At 68.1% G+C, this 16,282-nt stretch carries 15 protein-coding genes and 2 pseudogenes; 9 read left to right on the forward strand and 8 right to left on the reverse strand.

Going from position 1 to position 16,282, the window contains the following annotated elements:
* Window positions 1-10 precede the first annotated feature (10 nt).
* Window positions 11-499 (forward strand): hypothetical protein, encoded by a 489-nt coding sequence (locus OG199_RS45180; RefSeq protein ID WP_331728404.1) that lies wholly within the window; start codon window positions 11-13, stop codon window positions 497-499.
* Window positions 500-581: 82 nt separating this feature from the next.
* On the opposite strand, the pseudogene OG199_RS45185 reads toward OG199_RS45180, so the two are convergent.
* Window positions 582-1,799: pseudogene (locus tag OG199_RS45185) on the reverse strand (IS3 family transposase).
* 241 nt (window positions 1,800-2,040) lie between these two features.
* Here OG199_RS45185 and OG199_RS45190 point away from each other — a divergent pair.
* The gene (locus tag OG199_RS45190) at window positions 2,041-2,505 is read left to right on the forward strand and encodes a thioesterase family protein (RefSeq protein ID WP_266704103.1); all 465 of its coding nucleotides are present in this window, start codon (window positions 2,041-2,043) and stop codon (window positions 2,503-2,505) included.
* A gap of 872 nt (window positions 2,506-3,377) precedes the next feature.
* Here the strand turns inward: OG199_RS45190 and OG199_RS45195 are convergent.
* Window positions 3,378-5,258, reverse strand: coding sequence for a Na+/H+ antiporter NhaA (locus OG199_RS45195; RefSeq protein ID WP_331728410.1), 1,881 nt, complete (start codon window positions 5,256-5,258; stop codon window positions 3,378-3,380).
* A 695-nt stretch (window positions 5,259-5,953) separates the two neighbouring features.
* Here OG199_RS45195 and OG199_RS45200 point away from each other — a divergent pair.
* Window positions 5,954-6,073: pseudogene (locus OG199_RS45200) on the forward strand (IS701 family transposase); the annotation flags it as partial.
* Window positions 6,074-6,177: 104 nt separating this feature from the next.
* Here OG199_RS45200 and OG199_RS45205 read toward each other — a convergent pair.
* From OG199_RS45205 to OG199_RS45220, 4 genes are all read right to left on the reverse strand, one after another.
* Window positions 6,178-6,738, reverse strand: coding sequence for a BlaI/MecI/CopY family transcriptional regulator (locus tag OG199_RS45205; protein WP_331728413.1), 561 nt, complete (start codon window positions 6,736-6,738; stop codon window positions 6,178-6,180).
* 129 nt (window positions 6,739-6,867) lie between these two features.
* A complete protein-coding gene (locus tag OG199_RS45210) occupies window positions 6,868-7,320 on the reverse strand; it encodes an SsgA family sporulation/cell division regulator (protein WP_331728416.1) in 453 nt (150 codons plus the stop codon).
* 117 nt (window positions 7,321-7,437) lie between these two features.
* Complete coding sequence (locus OG199_RS45215; protein WP_331728418.1) at window positions 7,438-7,872, reverse strand: universal stress protein; 435 nt, start codon at window positions 7,870-7,872, stop codon at window positions 7,438-7,440.
* 143 nt (window positions 7,873-8,015) lie between these two features.
* Window positions 8,016-8,516 (reverse strand): cupin domain-containing protein, encoded by a 501-nt coding sequence (locus OG199_RS45220; protein WP_331728421.1) that lies wholly within the window; start codon window positions 8,514-8,516, stop codon window positions 8,016-8,018.
* A gap of 212 nt (window positions 8,517-8,728) precedes the next feature.
* Here OG199_RS45220 and OG199_RS45225 point away from each other — a divergent pair, with 212 nt between their 5' ends.
* Complete coding sequence (locus OG199_RS45225; protein WP_331728423.1) at window positions 8,729-9,304, forward strand: TetR/AcrR family transcriptional regulator; 576 nt, start codon at window positions 8,729-8,731, stop codon at window positions 9,302-9,304.
* Window positions 9,305-9,483: 179 nt separating this feature from the next.
* On the opposite strand, the gene OG199_RS45230 is transcribed toward OG199_RS45225, so the two are convergent.
* Window positions 9,484-10,053, reverse strand: a complete 570-nt coding sequence (locus OG199_RS45230; RefSeq protein WP_266944407.1) for a TetR/AcrR family transcriptional regulator — start codon at window positions 10,051-10,053, stop codon at window positions 9,484-9,486.
* A 778-nt stretch (window positions 10,054-10,831) separates the two neighbouring features.
* On the opposite strand from OG199_RS45230, the gene OG199_RS45235 reads away from it, so the two are divergent.
* The 3 genes from OG199_RS45235 to OG199_RS45245 all read left to right on the forward strand — a co-directional run bounded on the left by OG199_RS45235 (window position 10,832) and on the right by OG199_RS45245 (window position 13,178).
* Complete coding sequence (locus OG199_RS45235) at window positions 10,832-11,851, forward strand: alcohol dehydrogenase catalytic domain-containing protein (RefSeq protein ID WP_331728429.1); 1,020 nt, start codon at window positions 10,832-10,834, stop codon at window positions 11,849-11,851.
* Between the two features lie 82 nt (window positions 11,852-11,933).
* Entirely contained in the window at window positions 11,934-12,350 is a 417-nt protein-coding gene (locus OG199_RS45240; RefSeq protein WP_331728431.1) for an alpha/beta hydrolase, read from the forward strand.
* A gap of 75 nt (window positions 12,351-12,425) precedes the next feature.
* The gene (locus OG199_RS45245) at window positions 12,426-13,178 is read left to right on the forward strand and encodes an SDR family oxidoreductase (RefSeq protein WP_331728434.1); all 753 of its coding nucleotides are present in this window, start codon (window positions 12,426-12,428) and stop codon (window positions 13,176-13,178) included.
* A 167-nt stretch (window positions 13,179-13,345) separates the two neighbouring features.
* On the opposite strand, the gene OG199_RS45250 is transcribed toward OG199_RS45245, so the two are convergent.
* Window positions 13,346-13,906 (reverse strand): GCN5 family acetyltransferase, encoded by a 561-nt coding sequence (locus OG199_RS45250; RefSeq protein ID WP_331728436.1) that lies wholly within the window; start codon window positions 13,904-13,906, stop codon window positions 13,346-13,348.
* Window positions 13,907-14,367: 461 nt separating this feature from the next.
* Between OG199_RS45250 and OG199_RS45255 the strand changes: the two genes are divergently transcribed.
* Both OG199_RS45255 and OG199_RS45260 read left to right on the forward strand, forming a co-directional pair.
* The gene (locus tag OG199_RS45255) at window positions 14,368-15,195 is read left to right on the forward strand and encodes an enoyl-CoA hydratase/isomerase family protein (RefSeq protein WP_331728438.1); all 828 of its coding nucleotides are present in this window, start codon (window positions 14,368-14,370) and stop codon (window positions 15,193-15,195) included.
* 180 nt (window positions 15,196-15,375) lie between these two features.
* Entirely contained in the window at window positions 15,376-16,242 is an 867-nt protein-coding gene (locus OG199_RS45260; RefSeq protein WP_331728441.1) for an alpha/beta hydrolase, read from the forward strand.
* Window positions 16,243-16,282 lie beyond the last annotated feature (40 nt).

The following is a 16,282-nucleotide window of genomic DNA, read 5'->3' on the forward strand; positions in this document are numbered from 1 at the left end:
AGCGACAAAGGTGATCCAGGCCTCCGGCATTGTCACCGCGGACACCGATCGGGACACTCTCCTCGGGACGATCGGCCGTCGGATCCTGACCGGCCTGCTCCCGCCCCGCCGGCAACGGGTCAGCACCCGCAAGGTCAAGTCACCGATGTCCCGCTACAGCGAGCGACGCGAAGACGGCCGCCCCGACACCAACCGCACCGTCACCCACCTCAACGTCACTGTCCTCGAACCCCTGGATCACTCACCCGCACTTCCCTCGGCCTCCCGGGACGACCGGCACGCCGCCCCAGCCGCGCGGCGCCGACACCGCATCCTGGCCCTGCTCCAGGAAGACCCCACGCGTCTTTGGCAGCCCCGTGACATCGCCGCCCACTTCGGCGATGTCACTCTGGAGACCATGTACAGACAACTGAATCGGTGGGCCGCCAGCGGCCTCATCCACAAACTCGGCCCCGGCCTCTACGCCGCAACACCGTGGTCTCCAGCCCCACTTGCGTGACCTGCGAACACGCTAACTACCCGGCCTTGGGGGAAGGCCCGATGCCCCAGTGAGGCGTGCCCCGGAGTGTGGACACAGGGGCTCATGCCGTGATTGAGAGTTTAGCTGCTCGCAGATGCTGCTGTTCGAACTCCGCCGGTGAGAGGTAGTTGAGGGCACTGTGGCGTCTGCGGGCGTTGTAGTAGGTCAGCCACTGGAAGATTTCCAGCCTCGCCTGACGCATCGTCGAGAACAGCCTCTGGTGCATCGTCTCCCTCTTGAGCCCTGCCAGAACGACTCGGCGAGGGCGTTGTCGTAACTCGAGCCGACCCGGCCCATGCTCCCTGCGGATCCCGAAACCGTCGCAGACCTGTGCGAACGCGGCAGCGGTGTACTGCGAGCCTCTGTCCGCATGAAAGATCACGCCGTCCACGTGGCCGCCGCGGACCGCCACCGCCATCTTGAGGGCGTCGATGACCAGCTCGGCCCGCATATGGGTGGCCATCGAGTAGCCGAGCACCCGGCGTGAGTAGATGTTCAGGACGCAGGCGAGATACAGCCACGACCCGCCGACCTGCACATACGTGATGTCACCGCACCACTTCTTCGTCCAGCTGCCTGGCGGAGAAGTCACGTTGGACGAGGTCCGGGGCAGGCGGTGCGAGGCGGTCCGGGACCGTGGTGCGTTTACGGCGCCGCAGATGGAGGTCCTCCAGGGCGTGCTTGCGCATGAGCCGCTCGACGCGCTTGCGGTTCACCGTGTGTCCGAAGCCCCGCAGCTCAGCATGGACACGCCGCACTCCGTACGTTCCCTTGTGGCCGGTGTGGATCTCGCGGATTTCCGCGGCCAGGGCATCGTCGGCGGCCTGCCGCACCTCGCGGGCCTTCGCGTCGGCGATCCACCGGTAGAAGCCCGAGTGCGAGACCTGAAGCACCCGGCATATCCGCTGCACGCCGAAGTCGGCCCGGTTGTCGGAGATGAAGCCCCAGCGGAGGGTCATGCCCTCATCTCCTTCGCGCAATACTGGGCCGCCCGGCGCAGGATCTCCCGCTCGAGTTCCCACTCCTTCTCCGCCCTGCGTAGCCGGCCGTTCTCCGCCCGCAGCCGGGCCAGTTCCTCATCCCTGCCCTCGGCGACCGGCTCGTCGCGGTTGCCGCGGCCCGCCTGCTCATCGGCCTGGCGCACCCAACTGCGCAGCGTCTCGCCGGTCACCCCAACATCCGCCGCCACCGCCGCATACGTGCGCTTCCCACCCGCCGCACGGTACAGCGCGACGGCATCGTTCCTGAACCCCGCCGGATACGGAGACTTCCGTCCCACCAGAACACCCTTCCTCGGATCTGCAAGATCCATTGTCAGAGTGTCCACACCACCGGGGTCGCCTCACCTTGGGCGCTGCCCGGCTCTATCGGACACAGGGATGGGCGTCGCTGCCCGACCGGGCACCGTCGGACCCGCACCTGCTGCCAGTGTCGCGCATCACACGTGTGAACCCGTCGGCGGGACACGCCCGGCCGCTGAAGTACTGGATCATGTCCTGTACATAGCCGAGGAGGTAGTGATGACGGAGACTGTTCCGGCGGTCAGCATGGCGACCGCCAACATGGGCGTCCTGATACCGCTGAGCGTTCACTTCGACGACCTGGACCCGATGGGGATGCTGCACAACACCCGTTACCAGGCGCTGGTCGAGCGGGCATGGGTCGCCTTCTGGCGGAAGCACGGCTTGATCAGCGAGAAAGGCCCTGAGGGAGACAGCTTCAACGTCGTCAAGGCGTTCACTATCACCTACAACCGTCCCATCGTGATGTTCGGCGAGTACGCCGTGCACCTGTGGATCGAACGCATGGGCGCCACGTCGGCGACCGCGGGCTACCGAGTGTGCTCCGCGGACGGCGAGACGACCTACGCGTACGGCAGCCGTACCGCCGTCCGTCTCGACCCCACCACGCTGTCGCCCACACCGTGGTCCGAGAAGGTCCGGAAGACCGCTCGCCTCCTGCAGGGGCCGCAGGACAGCCGCTGAGTGGATCTCCGCCGGGGAACGGCTCACGGCCCGGCGCCGCCCGTCCTCCGGCGGGCCGTGTCCCCGTGGCCGCGTGAGCCCGAAGAAGAACCGTCCGGGCCGGTGCGGGCGGGCGCGGGGAGCGGGTGCTGCTGGTCTGGGACGCGCCTCCGGTGGCCAGCCGGTGCAACACGACTGGTGGGGACCGACCGAGTAGGCGAACTGGGCATCGAGCGTGCCGTAGTTCAGGATGCTGCCGCCGTAACCGGTCCTGCCTAGCATGTGCTTGTCGGTGGTGGTCACGTAGTCCAGGTAGGCCAGCCGCGCGTTCGGGGCCCACCAGGCCGGCGTGGGGCTCTGTTCCCCGGCTGGGCTCATCTCGTGACCGGTCACCCAGGACGCGAGGCTGCCGCCCCAGCCTGAGTACGAGAAGATCGGCACCAGGCGGAGGCCCGCCGCGGCGGCGTTGGCCAGCTCCTGGTCCAGCTCCGAGAAGTCGAAGGTGCCCCGGGCCGGCTCGATGACGTCCCACGGCAGGTTGATCTCGGCGGTGTCGGAGCCCTTGTCCCGAAGCTCTGCGAAGTCCGCCTGGGACCACGGCGTGCCGTTGTCGTCCCAGAACAGCTGCGTGGCCCAGAGCGTCCCGGACGAGCCGGCGGCGGCCTGAGCTGCACGCACCGGTGACTGCTGCTGTGCTTTGGCACCCGCGGCCACAGCGCCGGAGGCCGACATCACGGCGAGCCTGTCGACCTCAGCTTGACGATGGGCCGCGTGGTGCTGCGTGCCATGAGGTGCCCCTTTTACGTGCACCCGAGTCGATTGACCCCGAGCATGTCATGAGAGATATACAACGGCATTCCGCCGACTCTGCATTCCCGGCGCTGGCGGACACCTCACCGCGCGACGAGCGCCGCCCTGTCCCGGGCGGCCCGCACCGCCGCCGAGAGGCTTGCGATGTCGTAGGCCCCGTGATGCCTGCGCCCGTTCACGAAGAAGGTCGGCGTCCCCGCCACCTGGCTGAGGTCCGCCGACTCCACGTCCTCGGCGATGCGCGCCAGGACCCTGGGATGCCGCAGGTCCCGCTCGAAGTGCTCCACGTCCAGGCCGATGTCCCCGGCGTACCCGCGCAGGTGATCAAGGCGCAGCGCGCCCTGGTGGCTCAGCAGAAGGTCGTGCATGTCCCAGTAGCGCCCCTGCGCACCCGCCGACTCCGCCCCCTGTGCCGCCAACTGCGCGTGCAGATGGATGTCCGTGAGCGGCAGATGCCGCCACACGTACCGCACGTCGCCGAAACCGCCGAGAAGCTCACGGACAACCGGCTCGGCCAGCCCGCAGTACGGGCACTCATAGTCGCCGTACTCCACGATCGTCACCGGCGCGTGCCGCGGTCCGCGTACGCGGTCCTTGTCGGGATCCACCGGAACCGCCAGATCGACAATCGTCTTCGCGTCGCCCAGTAGCGCCCGCTGCCGCAGCCCGCGCGGGAGCGCGGTGACGAGCCCGGTGACGAGCCGGCTGGTCAGGAGGGAGCAGACCAGCGCGCTCAGGATGCCAATCTTGGCATCCTGGAGCAGTTCGCCATCGAAGGCGAGGGTAGCGATGAGAAGGGAGACCGTGAAGCCCGTACCGGCGATGGCCCCGCCCGCCGTCACGGCGCCCCAGCCGACCGGCGGACGGATCCGGCCGCGGCTGGACGCGTACGTCAGCGCGGACGCCCCGACGATCCCCAGCGGCTTGCCGACGACGAACGCGACGAGGATGCCGAGAGTGACGGGCGAGGTGAACGCACGCCAGAGCTCGCCGGCGCTGAGCGGGATGCCGGCATTGGCCAGTGCGAACAGCGGCACGATGACATAGCTCGTCCATGGGTGGAACAGGCCCTGCAGCCGGTCGTTCGGGGATATCGCCGACACGATGCCGACCCGTACCGACCGCTCCAGCTCGGGCGTCGGCTGTTCACGGAACAGGCGGAACAGACCGGTGGCGTGTTCCAGGTCGGCGCGCGCCGCCGGGTAGGCGTACGTCAGCAGGCCCATGGCGAGACCGACGACCACCGGATCCACTCGCGACTCCAGCAGCGCGACCCATGTCACGAGCGCCAGCAACGCATACACGGCGCCCCTGCGCACACCGAGCCTCCGGATGAGCAGGACGACGCCAAGTACGCCCAGCGCGACCAGCAACGCCGGCACGACGACCCGTTCGCTGTAGGCGACCGTGATGACGCCGAGGGCGACGAAGTCGTCGACGACGGTGATCGTGAGCAGGAAGACCCGAAGTCCACCAGGCATGCGCCCGCCGACGACGGCCAGCACGCCGAGGGCCAGGGCGGTGTCTGTGGACATGGCCGCCCCCCAGCCGTGCACCGACGGCTGCCCCGCGTTGACGGCGAGGTAGACGGCGACGGGCACCAGCATGCCGCTGACCCCGGCGGCGAGCGGCAGGACGAGCCGGCGGCGGTCCCGCAACTCACCCATGTCGAACTCGCGGCGCGCCTCCAGCCCGACGATGAAGAAGAACAACGTCATCAGCCCGCTGTTGACCCACTCATGCAGGGAGAGCGACACACCGTGGACGCCGACCCCGACATAAAGGTGCATCTCCCAGAACGCCGTGTAGGTGTGCGCGGCGACATTGGCCCACACGATCGCGAAGAGCGCCGCGGCCGCCAGGATGGCCGCGCTCCCGGACTCGGTGCGCAGGAAGTCCCACAGCGGCGAGCGAGGGGCGCTGTACTGGCTCTGGACCGTGTAGGGGCCGGGGGAGCGGTCCATGCTCAACCGCCCGCCGGCTCACGCAGTCGGAGGGGCACTTCGCCGAGCGGTTTTCCGGCACCGCCGCCTTCTTCCAGTCGGTCAGCAGGTGTGAGGACCGTGTGCATTGCCACCTCGTGTCGAGCGTCGTGTGCGGACCTTTGCCGCTCGCGCAACAGCGGTGATCCGTTGTTCATTCCGGTGCTTGTCCGGGCCAGGGTGGGGATCCGCTCGGCACCGGCCTCGGTGGGCAGGGGGCCTCCTCCTGCCGGCCGGGCCGTCGCCTGCACGCACGAACCTCTGGCGTCCGCGACGCGGTCGTCGGGTGTTCCTCCTCGTCCGGTCGGGGCGCGGTGCGGCCTCGACGACAAGGGACGACACGAGCTCGGCTCCCCGGTGGGATGGTAAGCGGGCGGGCACGCCCCATTCCAGTATGGCCTCGGATTGGGCTTCCCGGGCGTCCGCGCTCACCGGCAGATCTCGGTCGTGCTCTCGTTCCATGGAGCGTCCTAGTACTCCAGCAGTGCTTCGCTATTCCTGCTGGTCAGAAGCCTGATTCTGAGTGTAGGGGCCTGATGCTCCGTCAGGGGACGGTTCGGCGATCTCTCATCCGAAGGGTGGGTTTGTGCTGGTCGGCTGTCCGGGGCGGGCCGGGTCCGAGCGTGATCGAGGATCTTGAAACGGGTCGGTGGGTAGCGGAGCTTGAAGAGCTCTTCCTGCGCGTGGGCGGTCGGTTCTCGCGCGTCGAGCCGCGGCGGCGGATGCGTGACTACGTGCGCGGCCTGCTCGGACCGGTGGGCCGCAAGAACGGCTGGCAGCTGGCGGAATTCGCCGGCCACGCCCTCCGGACGGACTGTAGCGACTGCACGAAGCGACGGTGGTCGGGCGGCCGACGGCGAAGGTGTGCCTCGACCGCTCTGCCGGTTTCCGCGCGGCCGGGTCAGTGTCCGTCCGGAACGGCACCGCCCGATGTGATGGGGGTGTACATGACCGACCGGTCCTGCTTGTGGCGCTGGACGAGGCCCTTCGCGACGAGCCCCTCCAGAGTGTTGCGCACGACCTGGGGGGTGGGGACCCGGTCGGGATGTGCCTCGATCAGCTCTTCGCGCAGCTCCTGCGCCAGGCGCGGCTTGTCGTGCTTCTTGAGCAGGTCCAGCAGAAGGTCTCCGAGGAGGGGGCGCCGCGCGGCACGTCCCCGGGGCGCCTTGTCCTTGCGCGATGACTCACGCCGGGCGGCCCTGACCGCACGCGGATGCCGCGGGGACTTCCCCTTCGCGTCTGTGCTCGGCGCCTTCTCCGGCTCCGTGGCCCGAGCCTGCTCCGGCACCGTGGTGGAGTGCTCCGCGAGGTTGAGGATGTCCAGGAGGAGTTTCTCTTCCTGGCGCAGAGCCTCGAGCTGACGTTGCAGTTCATTCTGCTGCCGGTGGTTGTCCTGTAGGTCGGACGCGGCCTGCTCCATGTATCGCGACCGAATCGTGGCGGCGGCTGACTTGGTGGGCACAGCCTTCACTCCCTCGCATGTGGATGACCTGGGCATCGTACTCAGGAATGCCCACATGTGACGAGTGAAGGGAGGATATGCGACTGCCACGGGTGACACGTGCCGGGGCCGGGGACCGGGCACACCTTGTCAGGCGGGCGGAAGGGGGATCCTGGCCAGGGTGTCCCAGTCCAGCATGGCGTGCTCGTCACCGGCGGGCACGAGCTCATAGGTGTGCTCCAGCCACCGGTGCACCTCGGTCAGGTCGGCCGCGAAGGTCGCCGCCTTTCCCTGCGGGCGCTCCAGCCTCAGGTACAGCAGGGGAGTGGCGGACTGTGCGCGCGAGGGCCAGGCCTTGAAGTCGCCGTCTCCGCTGAGGCCCTCGACGCCGGCGCTGAGGACATCGCGCCCCACCACCCAGGTGACGGGGGTGTCCGCGGACACATGAAGCTCAAGGCGCACAGCCAGTGGATCTTCGGCGCCGTACTGGAACGCACATTCGATTGTGCTGTCTTCTGGCGGCGCCGACAGGAAGTGGAGGCTGGTGCGCAACTCCGAGAGCGGCTGCCGCGTGTCGTTGCTTCGGTCGAGTTTGTCAGTCATGCGCCCGGTGCCCTTTGTGTCGGTGACTCCGGCCCCGCCGGGTCCGCCGGAGCCCACCGACGGCGGACCCGGCGGGGCCGGCATCTGCTGCGACGCAGAGACGGGAACCGTTCGGTGCTACTGGCTGGGAAGCGTCGCCTCGGGAGCCAGCAGAACGGCGATTCCGTTGGTGTGCGCGACAGCGTCACTGACCCGCGGGTTGAAGAAGGCCGCGACCGCAGCACGGTGGTGGGGGGTGACGACCAGCAGGTCCGCCTTGAAGTTCTCCGCCGCAGCGGAGATGACGGAGGGCACCAGGTTCGTCAGGCTGTGAGCCAGGTGCCCCTTTGCCTCCACGCCAAGGCCGCGGAGTGTGGCCAGAGCCTCTTCCACAATCGCCTCGCCCTGGTTTTCTTCCTCCAGCTTCACGACGGTGTCGCCGGCGACCATGGACGTCACGACGTGAAGCACGTGAACTGTGGCGTTTGCCAAGCGGGCCAACTCGCCAGCCATCAGGAGTGCCGTCTTGCGGGTGGCGCTGGGATCGATGGCCACCAGGATGCGTTCGAACACTGCGTTCTTCCTCTCTGTAACCGCTGCGGCCGGGGCTTGGCGGTGTGGTGACGTACAGCGGGGAGGACGGTTTAACCTCCACTGACAATATGACTGGTCATCTTAAAAGTCAACGTCAGCTGTGCAGTCCCGGCGCAGCCGGGTCAGGGCAGCAACGGCGGCCCGACGATCTGGATGCCGTGTGCGGCGGCGAGCCGGGCCAGTTCCTCCGGGTCGGGGCCCGGACCGGCCTCCACGGGCACGGTGTCGTCGAACGGCACACCCACGTCCGCCACGAACGCGTCGAAACCTCCGCCCGGAGTGTGCAGTGTCAGAAAGCGCGCCGTCGGGGAGGTCACGACGAAGCCGTGCGCCAGGCCGCGTGGCAGCAGCGCGAGCCCGCCCGCCCCCACGCTGCGTAGCTCGTCGCCGACCTCCACCCGCAGAGTGCCGTCCAGGATGAGAAAAGTTTCCTCGTCGGACTCGTGCAGGTGAAGCGGCGACATATAGCCGCGTTCACCGGTGTGGTCCAGCAGTGCGTAGGAGCCCGCGGTGTCGGCGGCCCGCGCCCGCATTCGTACGAGACCGCCGAGGAACCGCAACGCCTGCTGGGTGTCGGGGTCCGTCAGGACGGGGGATGTGATGTTGCCGGGCAGGGAAGTCACCGCTCTCCTCGCTTCCGCTCGGTTCGGGTGGCATTCGAGCAGAGAGCGGAGCAAGCCGTCCAAGACGGATGTGTCATCGCCTCATGCCGAATCGGCATGAGGCGACTCGTGCGTGCGCTTCAAGATCACGGCGGCGGTACCCATCGGACCGGACGGAAATCTGCAGTTCATGGAATTTTGACAATCTCAAGCAGACCGGCCATATTGATGGTATGCCTCAGGTGAGTGTCAGGGGAAAGCTGGTCGAACACGCGGAGACCGTGTTCCGTCGTCAGGGCTTCAATGGCGCCAGCGTCGCGGACATCACCAATGCGGCGGGTGTACCGAAGGGCTCCTTCTACAACCACTTCAAGAGCAAGCAGGAACTCGCCGCCGAGATCGTCCGCCGCTACAGCCGCGGGACGGATCTGAGCATGCTCGGCGCCGAGGGTCTCTCGGCGACGGAGCGGTTGCGTGCACACTTCGCCGCCCAGGACTCGCGTACCAACTCCACCGGCGTCGAGTACGGATGCCTGCTGATGACCATGGCGAGTGAGGGACCTACGGTCGGCTACGAGGTCGGGACGGTCGTTCGCCGCAGTATCGCCGCGTGGGTCGGCGTACTGACCCCGGTGATCGAGGAGGGGCAGCGGTTGGGTGAGATCACGTCACAGGAGCCTGCGAGTGACCTCGCTGCTTTCCTGATCGATGCTTTCGAGGGTGCGGGGATGCGCGGCAAGGCGACACAGGACGCGGCCGCGGCAATGCGCTCCCTGAACCTGGCCCTCAACGCCATCAAGGCTCGATAGCGGCATTTTTCCGGTGAGTGGAGCGATCGTCTCACTGTCCGTCCCCCGTTCTCACTCAACGTGTCGCCTTACCGTGCTCCTGTGGTACGGCGTGTTTCGTCCTGCGATGCTGGTTCCGCGCGATGGGGCGGTCACCCGGTGGTCCCCGCCCGAGGAGCGCACCGGTGCCCTCTTGACCGTCAGGGGCGCAGAGCCTCGAGGGCGATGCTCATCTCCTCGGCCATGTGCGCGTGATCGGCCGCGGTCCTGGCCCGTAGCGTGACGCCTTCGAAGAGGTCGAGCAGGAAGGCGGCCATGGCGGCGGCAGACCAGGCAGTGGTGATCTCGCCGGACGCCTGACCGTCCGCGATCGTGGCGGTCATCGCATCGGTCCAGCTGTCCAGGGCCTCACGGACCGCCTCACGGACTTTCTCGCCGGCATTGGCGCCATCACTGGCGAACGTGCCGAGCAGACATCCGAACTCGATTCCGGAGCTGCGGATACGCTCGACCTGTTCGGTCAGGTGTCTCCTCAGGCGTTCCACAGCGGGGCCTTGGCCCTCCAGGACCGAGTAGTCGGTGGCACGCGCGTAGCGCAGGACGATCACCACGGCGAGGTCCTGCTTGCTGCGGAAGTGGTTGTAGAAAGATCCCTTCGGCACGCCTGCCGCCTCGGTGACGTCCTGGATGCTCGCACCACTGAACCCCTTGCGGCGGAAGACGTCCTCGGCGTTGTCGACCAGTCGTTCCCGGACACTGATCTGTGGCATGTTCTCCGCTCCTCGGCGGTAAGTGGCGGTACGGCTGGCGCGTCCGCGAAGTAGTGGACTGCGCGGCGGTTGCGGCCGGCCGGGCGACGACAGTGCCGTGAGGCGCCGCAGGAGCGCGCGCCCCTGCGGCGACCTGCTCCCGTTTCACCGGTTACCGCTCCGACGACAGGCGCGACACTGGCCGTCCTCATGGCGGTCACGGTGTGGCCGCTGTCGGTGAGCGTGACAAAGCTGTCTACCTGAGAGGTGTGCTCCGCGTCCCTGAGGCCGAAGGGCACTCCGCCGGTGCCGCGGTGAGCCGGTGCGGCGCAGGCGGCGATGGCGCTGCTCTTGATTGCACTGCCGCTCCATGCTGATTGCATACTTCGCTGCGGGTCACGGCCGTGCTCGGCTGCAGCCGACTGTGCGGCGTATCGCCGCCAGGAGGTTCGGCCGGCTGCGGCCGGAGTAGCGGAGAGTAGTGGGGCGAGACACGTCGACGTGCGACGGGACATATCTCCTCCCCTCTCTTCGTCGTCTTGGGCTGCGCTCTCTGCCCCAGACGGCCTCGCGATCTGCGCCTGGTCGCTTCCGCCATGAATGTGTCCGGTCGTCTTGGGAAAGTCAAGTCACACCTCTGCCTACGACGAGCTGCCCTTCCGCGCGACTGTCGGCCTGCGGTCAGGAGTGTGGCCACAAAGATTCCACTACCGCTCGCTATGCTGGGATCGATGGCCGGTGGGACACACACGGACTATGCGCTTCCGGCACACATTCGCCTTCCCTCACGGAGTTGCTCATGACCACGTATCGCGCAGTCGAGGTCGCTCCGGACGGGAGCCTTCGTCTTACTGAGAGGGAGTTGGTTCCGCCGGGTCCGGGGCAGGTGCGTATCCGGGTGGAGGCGTGCGGCATCTGCCACAGTGACTCGATCGTCGTGCATCCGCATGACGAAGGGGAGACCGGCCGGGTTCCCGGACATGAGGCCGTCGGCCGCGTCGACGCTCTCGGTGAAGGCGTCACGGGGTGGAGTGTGGGCGACCGGGTGGGTGTGGGCTTCCTCGGCGGGCACTGCGGAGTGTGCGCGGCATGCCGACTGGGTGACTTCGTCGGCTGCACCGACCAGCCGTACACGGGTGTGCATGTCGACGGTGGCTACGCCGAGTACATGTACGCCCGGCAGACCGGCCTGGTGGCCGTGCCGGAGGAGATGAGCGCCACCCAGGTGGCGCCGCTGTTGTGCGCCGGGTTCACCGTGTACAACGCCCTGGTCGACAACCTGCGGCAGCCGGGCGGCCTGGTGGCCGGTGACCTGGTGGCCGTGCAGGGCATCGGCGGCCTGGGGCACCTGGCCCTGCAGTACGCGCGTGCGCTGGCGCTGCGCGTGGTCGCGATCGCGCGCGGGGCCGACAAGGAGGAACTGGCCCTCGGACTGGGCGCGCACCACTACCTCGACAGCAAGGCCACGGACGCCGCCGAGCAGCTGACCAAACTCGGGGGTGCCCGGATGGTGCTGGGCACGGCGGCGGGCGGGGACGTGAGCCCGCTGCTGGGTGGCCTTGCCCGCCGGGGCCGGCTGGTCCTGGTGGGGGTGTCGCCGGAGCCGGTCCGTGTCGCGCCGCGTCAACTGATCTTCGACGCGGTGCAGGTGTCCGGCTCCCTCACCGGAACCTCGGCGGAGAACGAGCAGAACCTGGCCTTTGCCCAGGCGCATGACGTGGCGCCGATGGTGGAGCAGGCGTCGCTGACCGACGTGCAGGCGGCCTACGACCGGATGCTGCGCGGTGAGGCACGGTTCCGCGTGGTCATCGGCATCTGACGGCGGCGTAGGTATTTCGTCCCGCCGCAGTCTGACCGGTACCCTGGAACGGGCGCCGTCTTTCATAAACGCGAGTCCTTGTATGTCTGCTTATGGGGCCGACGCGGCCGAGACCCGTTACGTCGAGGGCCCGCTGGGGGAGAGTTTCGCCTACCGCAGGTTCGGCCGGGTAGGCAGCCGGCCGCTGGTGATGCACATGCGGTTTCGCGGCACCGTAGACCATTGGGACCCGGCCTTCCTGGAGCCGCTGGCCGCCGAACGCGACGTCATCGTCTTCGACAACCGGGGTATCAACCTGTCCACCGGCAACTCGCCGGCCTCCATCGAGGACATGGTGGAGGGCTCCCTGGCCTTCATCCACGCGCTCGGCCTGACGGACATCGTGTGCTGGGCTGGTCCATGGGCGGCATCGTCGCCCAGGGTGTCGCGCTGGCCGCCTCCGACATCGTCCGCTGAGCACCAGCGCGCACATGCCGTTGTCGGCCCTGTCACGGGGTGAATCCACGCCGGTGAATCGCGAACGCGGGCGAACCTTTTCCCGGTTACGTCCATCACGGAGAGGAGAGCGTGGCCGATGAGTGAGACCTCTGAGGAGCGGGTGTTGGCAGGTCACACCGTCCTGGTGGCCGGGGCCACCGGCGGGATCGGCGAAGGAGTGACACGGGCCCTGCTCCGTCAGGGTGCGAGGGCGGTGGCCGCGGGCCGCGACGAGGAGCGGCTGTCCCGCCTCGCCGCATACGTCGGGGACACCGGTCCTGGCACCCTGGTGACCGAGGTGATGGACGTCGGTGACGCCGACGGCTCGGGCGTGCGGGACCGGCTGGCGGTCTTCGGGGCCCTGGACGGCGTCGTGATCACGATCGGCGACTGGGGGAGCCCGGAACGCACGGGGATTCTGGACACGTCGTCGGAGGAGTGGGAGCGGATGATCGCCGCCAACCTGACGAGTCACTTCCACACGCTGCGCACCCTTACCCCGTTGCTGAAGAAGGACGGAGCCCTGGTGCATCTCAGTGGCTTCAGCGCCGAGATCCCCTATCCGTTCGCCGCGCTCGTCGGAGCCACCAACGCGGCGAAGAAGTCCCTCGTGCGCTCCCTCACGGCCGAGCTGGACGGCTCGGGCCCGAAGATCTACGAACTCGTCATCGGTCCCATTCGCACGCGCCCGCGGGCAGCCATCGGAGCGGACAACCCAGGCTGGTTCAGTGCCGAGGATCTCGGTCGGCATGCGACCCGTCTGATTGCCGGTGACGGACCGTACGCCGAAGCACCGCTCCAGTACCTGATCACCCGCGCGCAGGGAGTACGGACCTCGCCGCCGCAGTGACCTCCGCGACGGCCCTGGCGTGTGCGCCACCGCGCGTGGGCAGTGGCGCACACGCAGGTGACGCATCGGGTGTGCCGCGTCAGGCCGGATGGGCCGAGGTTGCACCGGCGGACTCGTCGGGTTCGAGGCACGGCCATATGAGCTGCGCACACGCGGGGCGTGGCCTTCTAAGGCACGACCAACACGAAGTGGACGACGTTGTCGCCGTCCTTCGCGACGTCCAGGGCTTCCGTCGGCTCGACGTGTGCGCTGAGCGAGTTGCAGATGGCCGTCATACGGCGGTTGTCACACGTCGTCACGACCATCGCTTGCCGGACTCCGAACTGCGGCCCCTGTGACAGCGCCCAGCGCGCCAACGCTGTACCGAGGCCCACGTCCTGCCAGCCGTCCTCCACGAGTAGGGCGAGCTCACCGCGGCCGTCGATGCCATCGTGCAGCAGGTGGGTGGTGGCGACGACCACGTCGGGACGGTTCACGGGGTTCGTCACCCATCCCACACCCCGTCGGGTCAGGTGGGCCCACTCGTGCTCGCGCAGGGCGAAACGCCCGGTCTGGTAGCGGCTGAAGAGCGTCTGCGGGGAACAACGGCCGTGCATGGCGTTGACCGCCGCGAGATCCGCCGCCTCGGCTCGCCGGGTGACGGTCATCCGGCCCGAACGGGTGCGGATCCGGTGGTCCGCGGATCCGGCCGTACCGGCAGAAGGGGCTGTCAGCGCATCAGGTGTCATGGTGAGGTCTTATTTCGGGCGCAGGGGCAGACAAGCGCGAGATCCGCTCTGTCGTGGATGTGGCCGGCACGTCGGTTCGGCTTGTGACAGTCGAGCGAACGGGCAGAGCGACCGGGTGAGGATGCGGCGGTCCGCGCCGTGGTAGAGGCATGTGGGGATAGTTAATCGCGGAGAAAGGCTGACCGCTTCCGTCGAACGACTGACGGCGGCCGAAGAATGACCGACGCGTCGGCCGGTGTCACCCCGGCGGGCCTCCGTGAGCGGCTATCGAGGTAACACCGGAGACCACACGTTGGTCCACGGCCACGTGTGTGAGTGAAGTGTGCCCTATCGGGCACCGTTGGCTTCCGGCACCGGTCACGGCATGACGACGGCCGTAGTGTCGTGGTCAGTCGACCGGTCTTATGGGACGGGGCCGGTGTGCCACCTCTTGCGTGCACCCTACGAACCGGGATTTCTCCATGTCGAACACGGCAACCGCCTCCACACATGCCCCTGTGCGTGCCGAACAGCAGAGCCCTGGGTACTGGAAGGTCACCTTCGACAATCCTCCCCTCAACCTCTACGAGCCCGAGGTGGAGTCCGCCCTCGCGAAGATCGTCGACCAGCTGGAGACGGACCCCGACGTCAAGGTGGTCGTCTTCGACAGCGCCGTTCCTGACTTCTTCATGGCACACCTGAACCTGGGCAGGGCCGCGGAGTTCGGGGAGGGCATGCCAGCCTGGTTCGACATCATAGGCCGTCTCGGCAACGCCCGCTTCATCACGGTGGGTTCTCTGCGAGGCCGTGCGCGTGGCATCGGCAACGAGTTCCTGACCACGCTCGACGTGCGGTTCGCCAGCCAGGAGAAGGCTGTGCTCAGCCAGCTGGAGATCGGTACGGGGATCATCCCCGGCTGCGGTGGCATCCAGCGCCTGGTGCAGCTCACCGGGCGGTCACGGGCCCTGGAGATCATCACCTCCGGTGAGGACTACGACGCCGACACGGCCGCACTGTACGGCTGGGTCAACCGAGCCATCCCTGACGCCGAACTGGACGCGGTCGTCGACCGTTTCGCGCGGCGGATCGACTCCTTCGACACCGACGCCCTGCGCGCGGTCAAGGAGATCATCAACGCGGAGGCCCCGCTGCACAGCCCCGACGAGCTGGCGGCCACCCACCAGCGATTCGCCGGGCTGCTCGCCCGGGACTTCGTCCAGCAGAGCCTGCAGCTGTCGGCGAAGGCGAGCCCGGAGGTCATCTACGACCTGGAACTGAACATGGGCGAGCGCCTCGGTCCCCGCGACTAGTCCAGGCGCCTACTCCGCTACGCCGCAAGGCCGCGCACCGTAGGGCCGCATGCCCTGGGGCGGCACGCGGAGCCCCGACAACCAGCAGGCACGCACAGGGCCGCCCGGACGTCGGTGCGCGGCCCGCATGCTCCCGCATGGCCTCCCTGTTCCGCTCATCAGTACTGAAAGGCGCTTACCGTGGCCACCGAATCCACCGACAGCCAGATCACGACGCCCAACCTCCATGTCGAGGCCGCCGACGGCGTCAACTACCGCTACCGCCGCTTCGGCCGCCCCAACGCGAGCGATCTGCCGGTGGTCTGCCTGGTGCACTTCCGAGCCAACCTCGACAACTGGGATCCCGAACTCGTCGACGCCCTCGCCGCCGAGCGGGAGGTCATCCTGGTGGATCTCGCCGGTGTCGGCGGTTCCACCGGGACCACTCCGAACACCGTCGAGGAGATGGCGCACAACGCGATCGCCTTCCTCGACGCCATCGAGCTGCGCCGCTTCGACCTGCTCGGCTTCTCCCTCGGCGGTTTCATCGCCCAGGAGATCACCCTCTTCCGCCCGTGGCAGGTACGCCGACTGGTCCTGGCCGGTACGGCGCCCCGGGGCGGCCGGGACATCCATCAGTACACGGCGGGCGCCATTCGTGAGGCCGCCTTCGACGACGCCCCCTCCGCCGGGAATCTGCTCACCCTCTTCTTCGAGAAGAGCACGTCCAGCCAGGCCAAGGGCGTGGAGTTCCTCAAGCGCCTGGGTCTGCGCACCGCCGAGCGGGACACCCCGACCGACCTGGCCGTCCGTGACGCACAGCTGACCGCCATCTCCGCGTGGGGTGTGAGGGACGACTCGCGCCTGCAGCGTCTGCAGTCCATTCAGCAGCCGGTTCTGTCGGCCAACGGCGACAACGACGAGATGGTCCCCACCAAGAACACCTACCTGCTGGCCGAACACCTGCCCAACGCGAAGCTGAGCATCTACCCGGACGCCGGTCACGGATTCCTCTTCCAGTACCCGGCCCAGTTCGCCGAAGAGGTGAACGCCTTCCTCGGCAGCTGACGGCCCTCGCTCAGCGAGCGATCCAGGCCCGCGCTCGCCC

This window comes from Streptomyces sp. NBC_01176 (genome assembly GCF_045039825.1).
Lineage (GTDB): Bacteria > Actinomycetota > Actinomycetes > Streptomycetales > Streptomycetaceae > Streptomyces.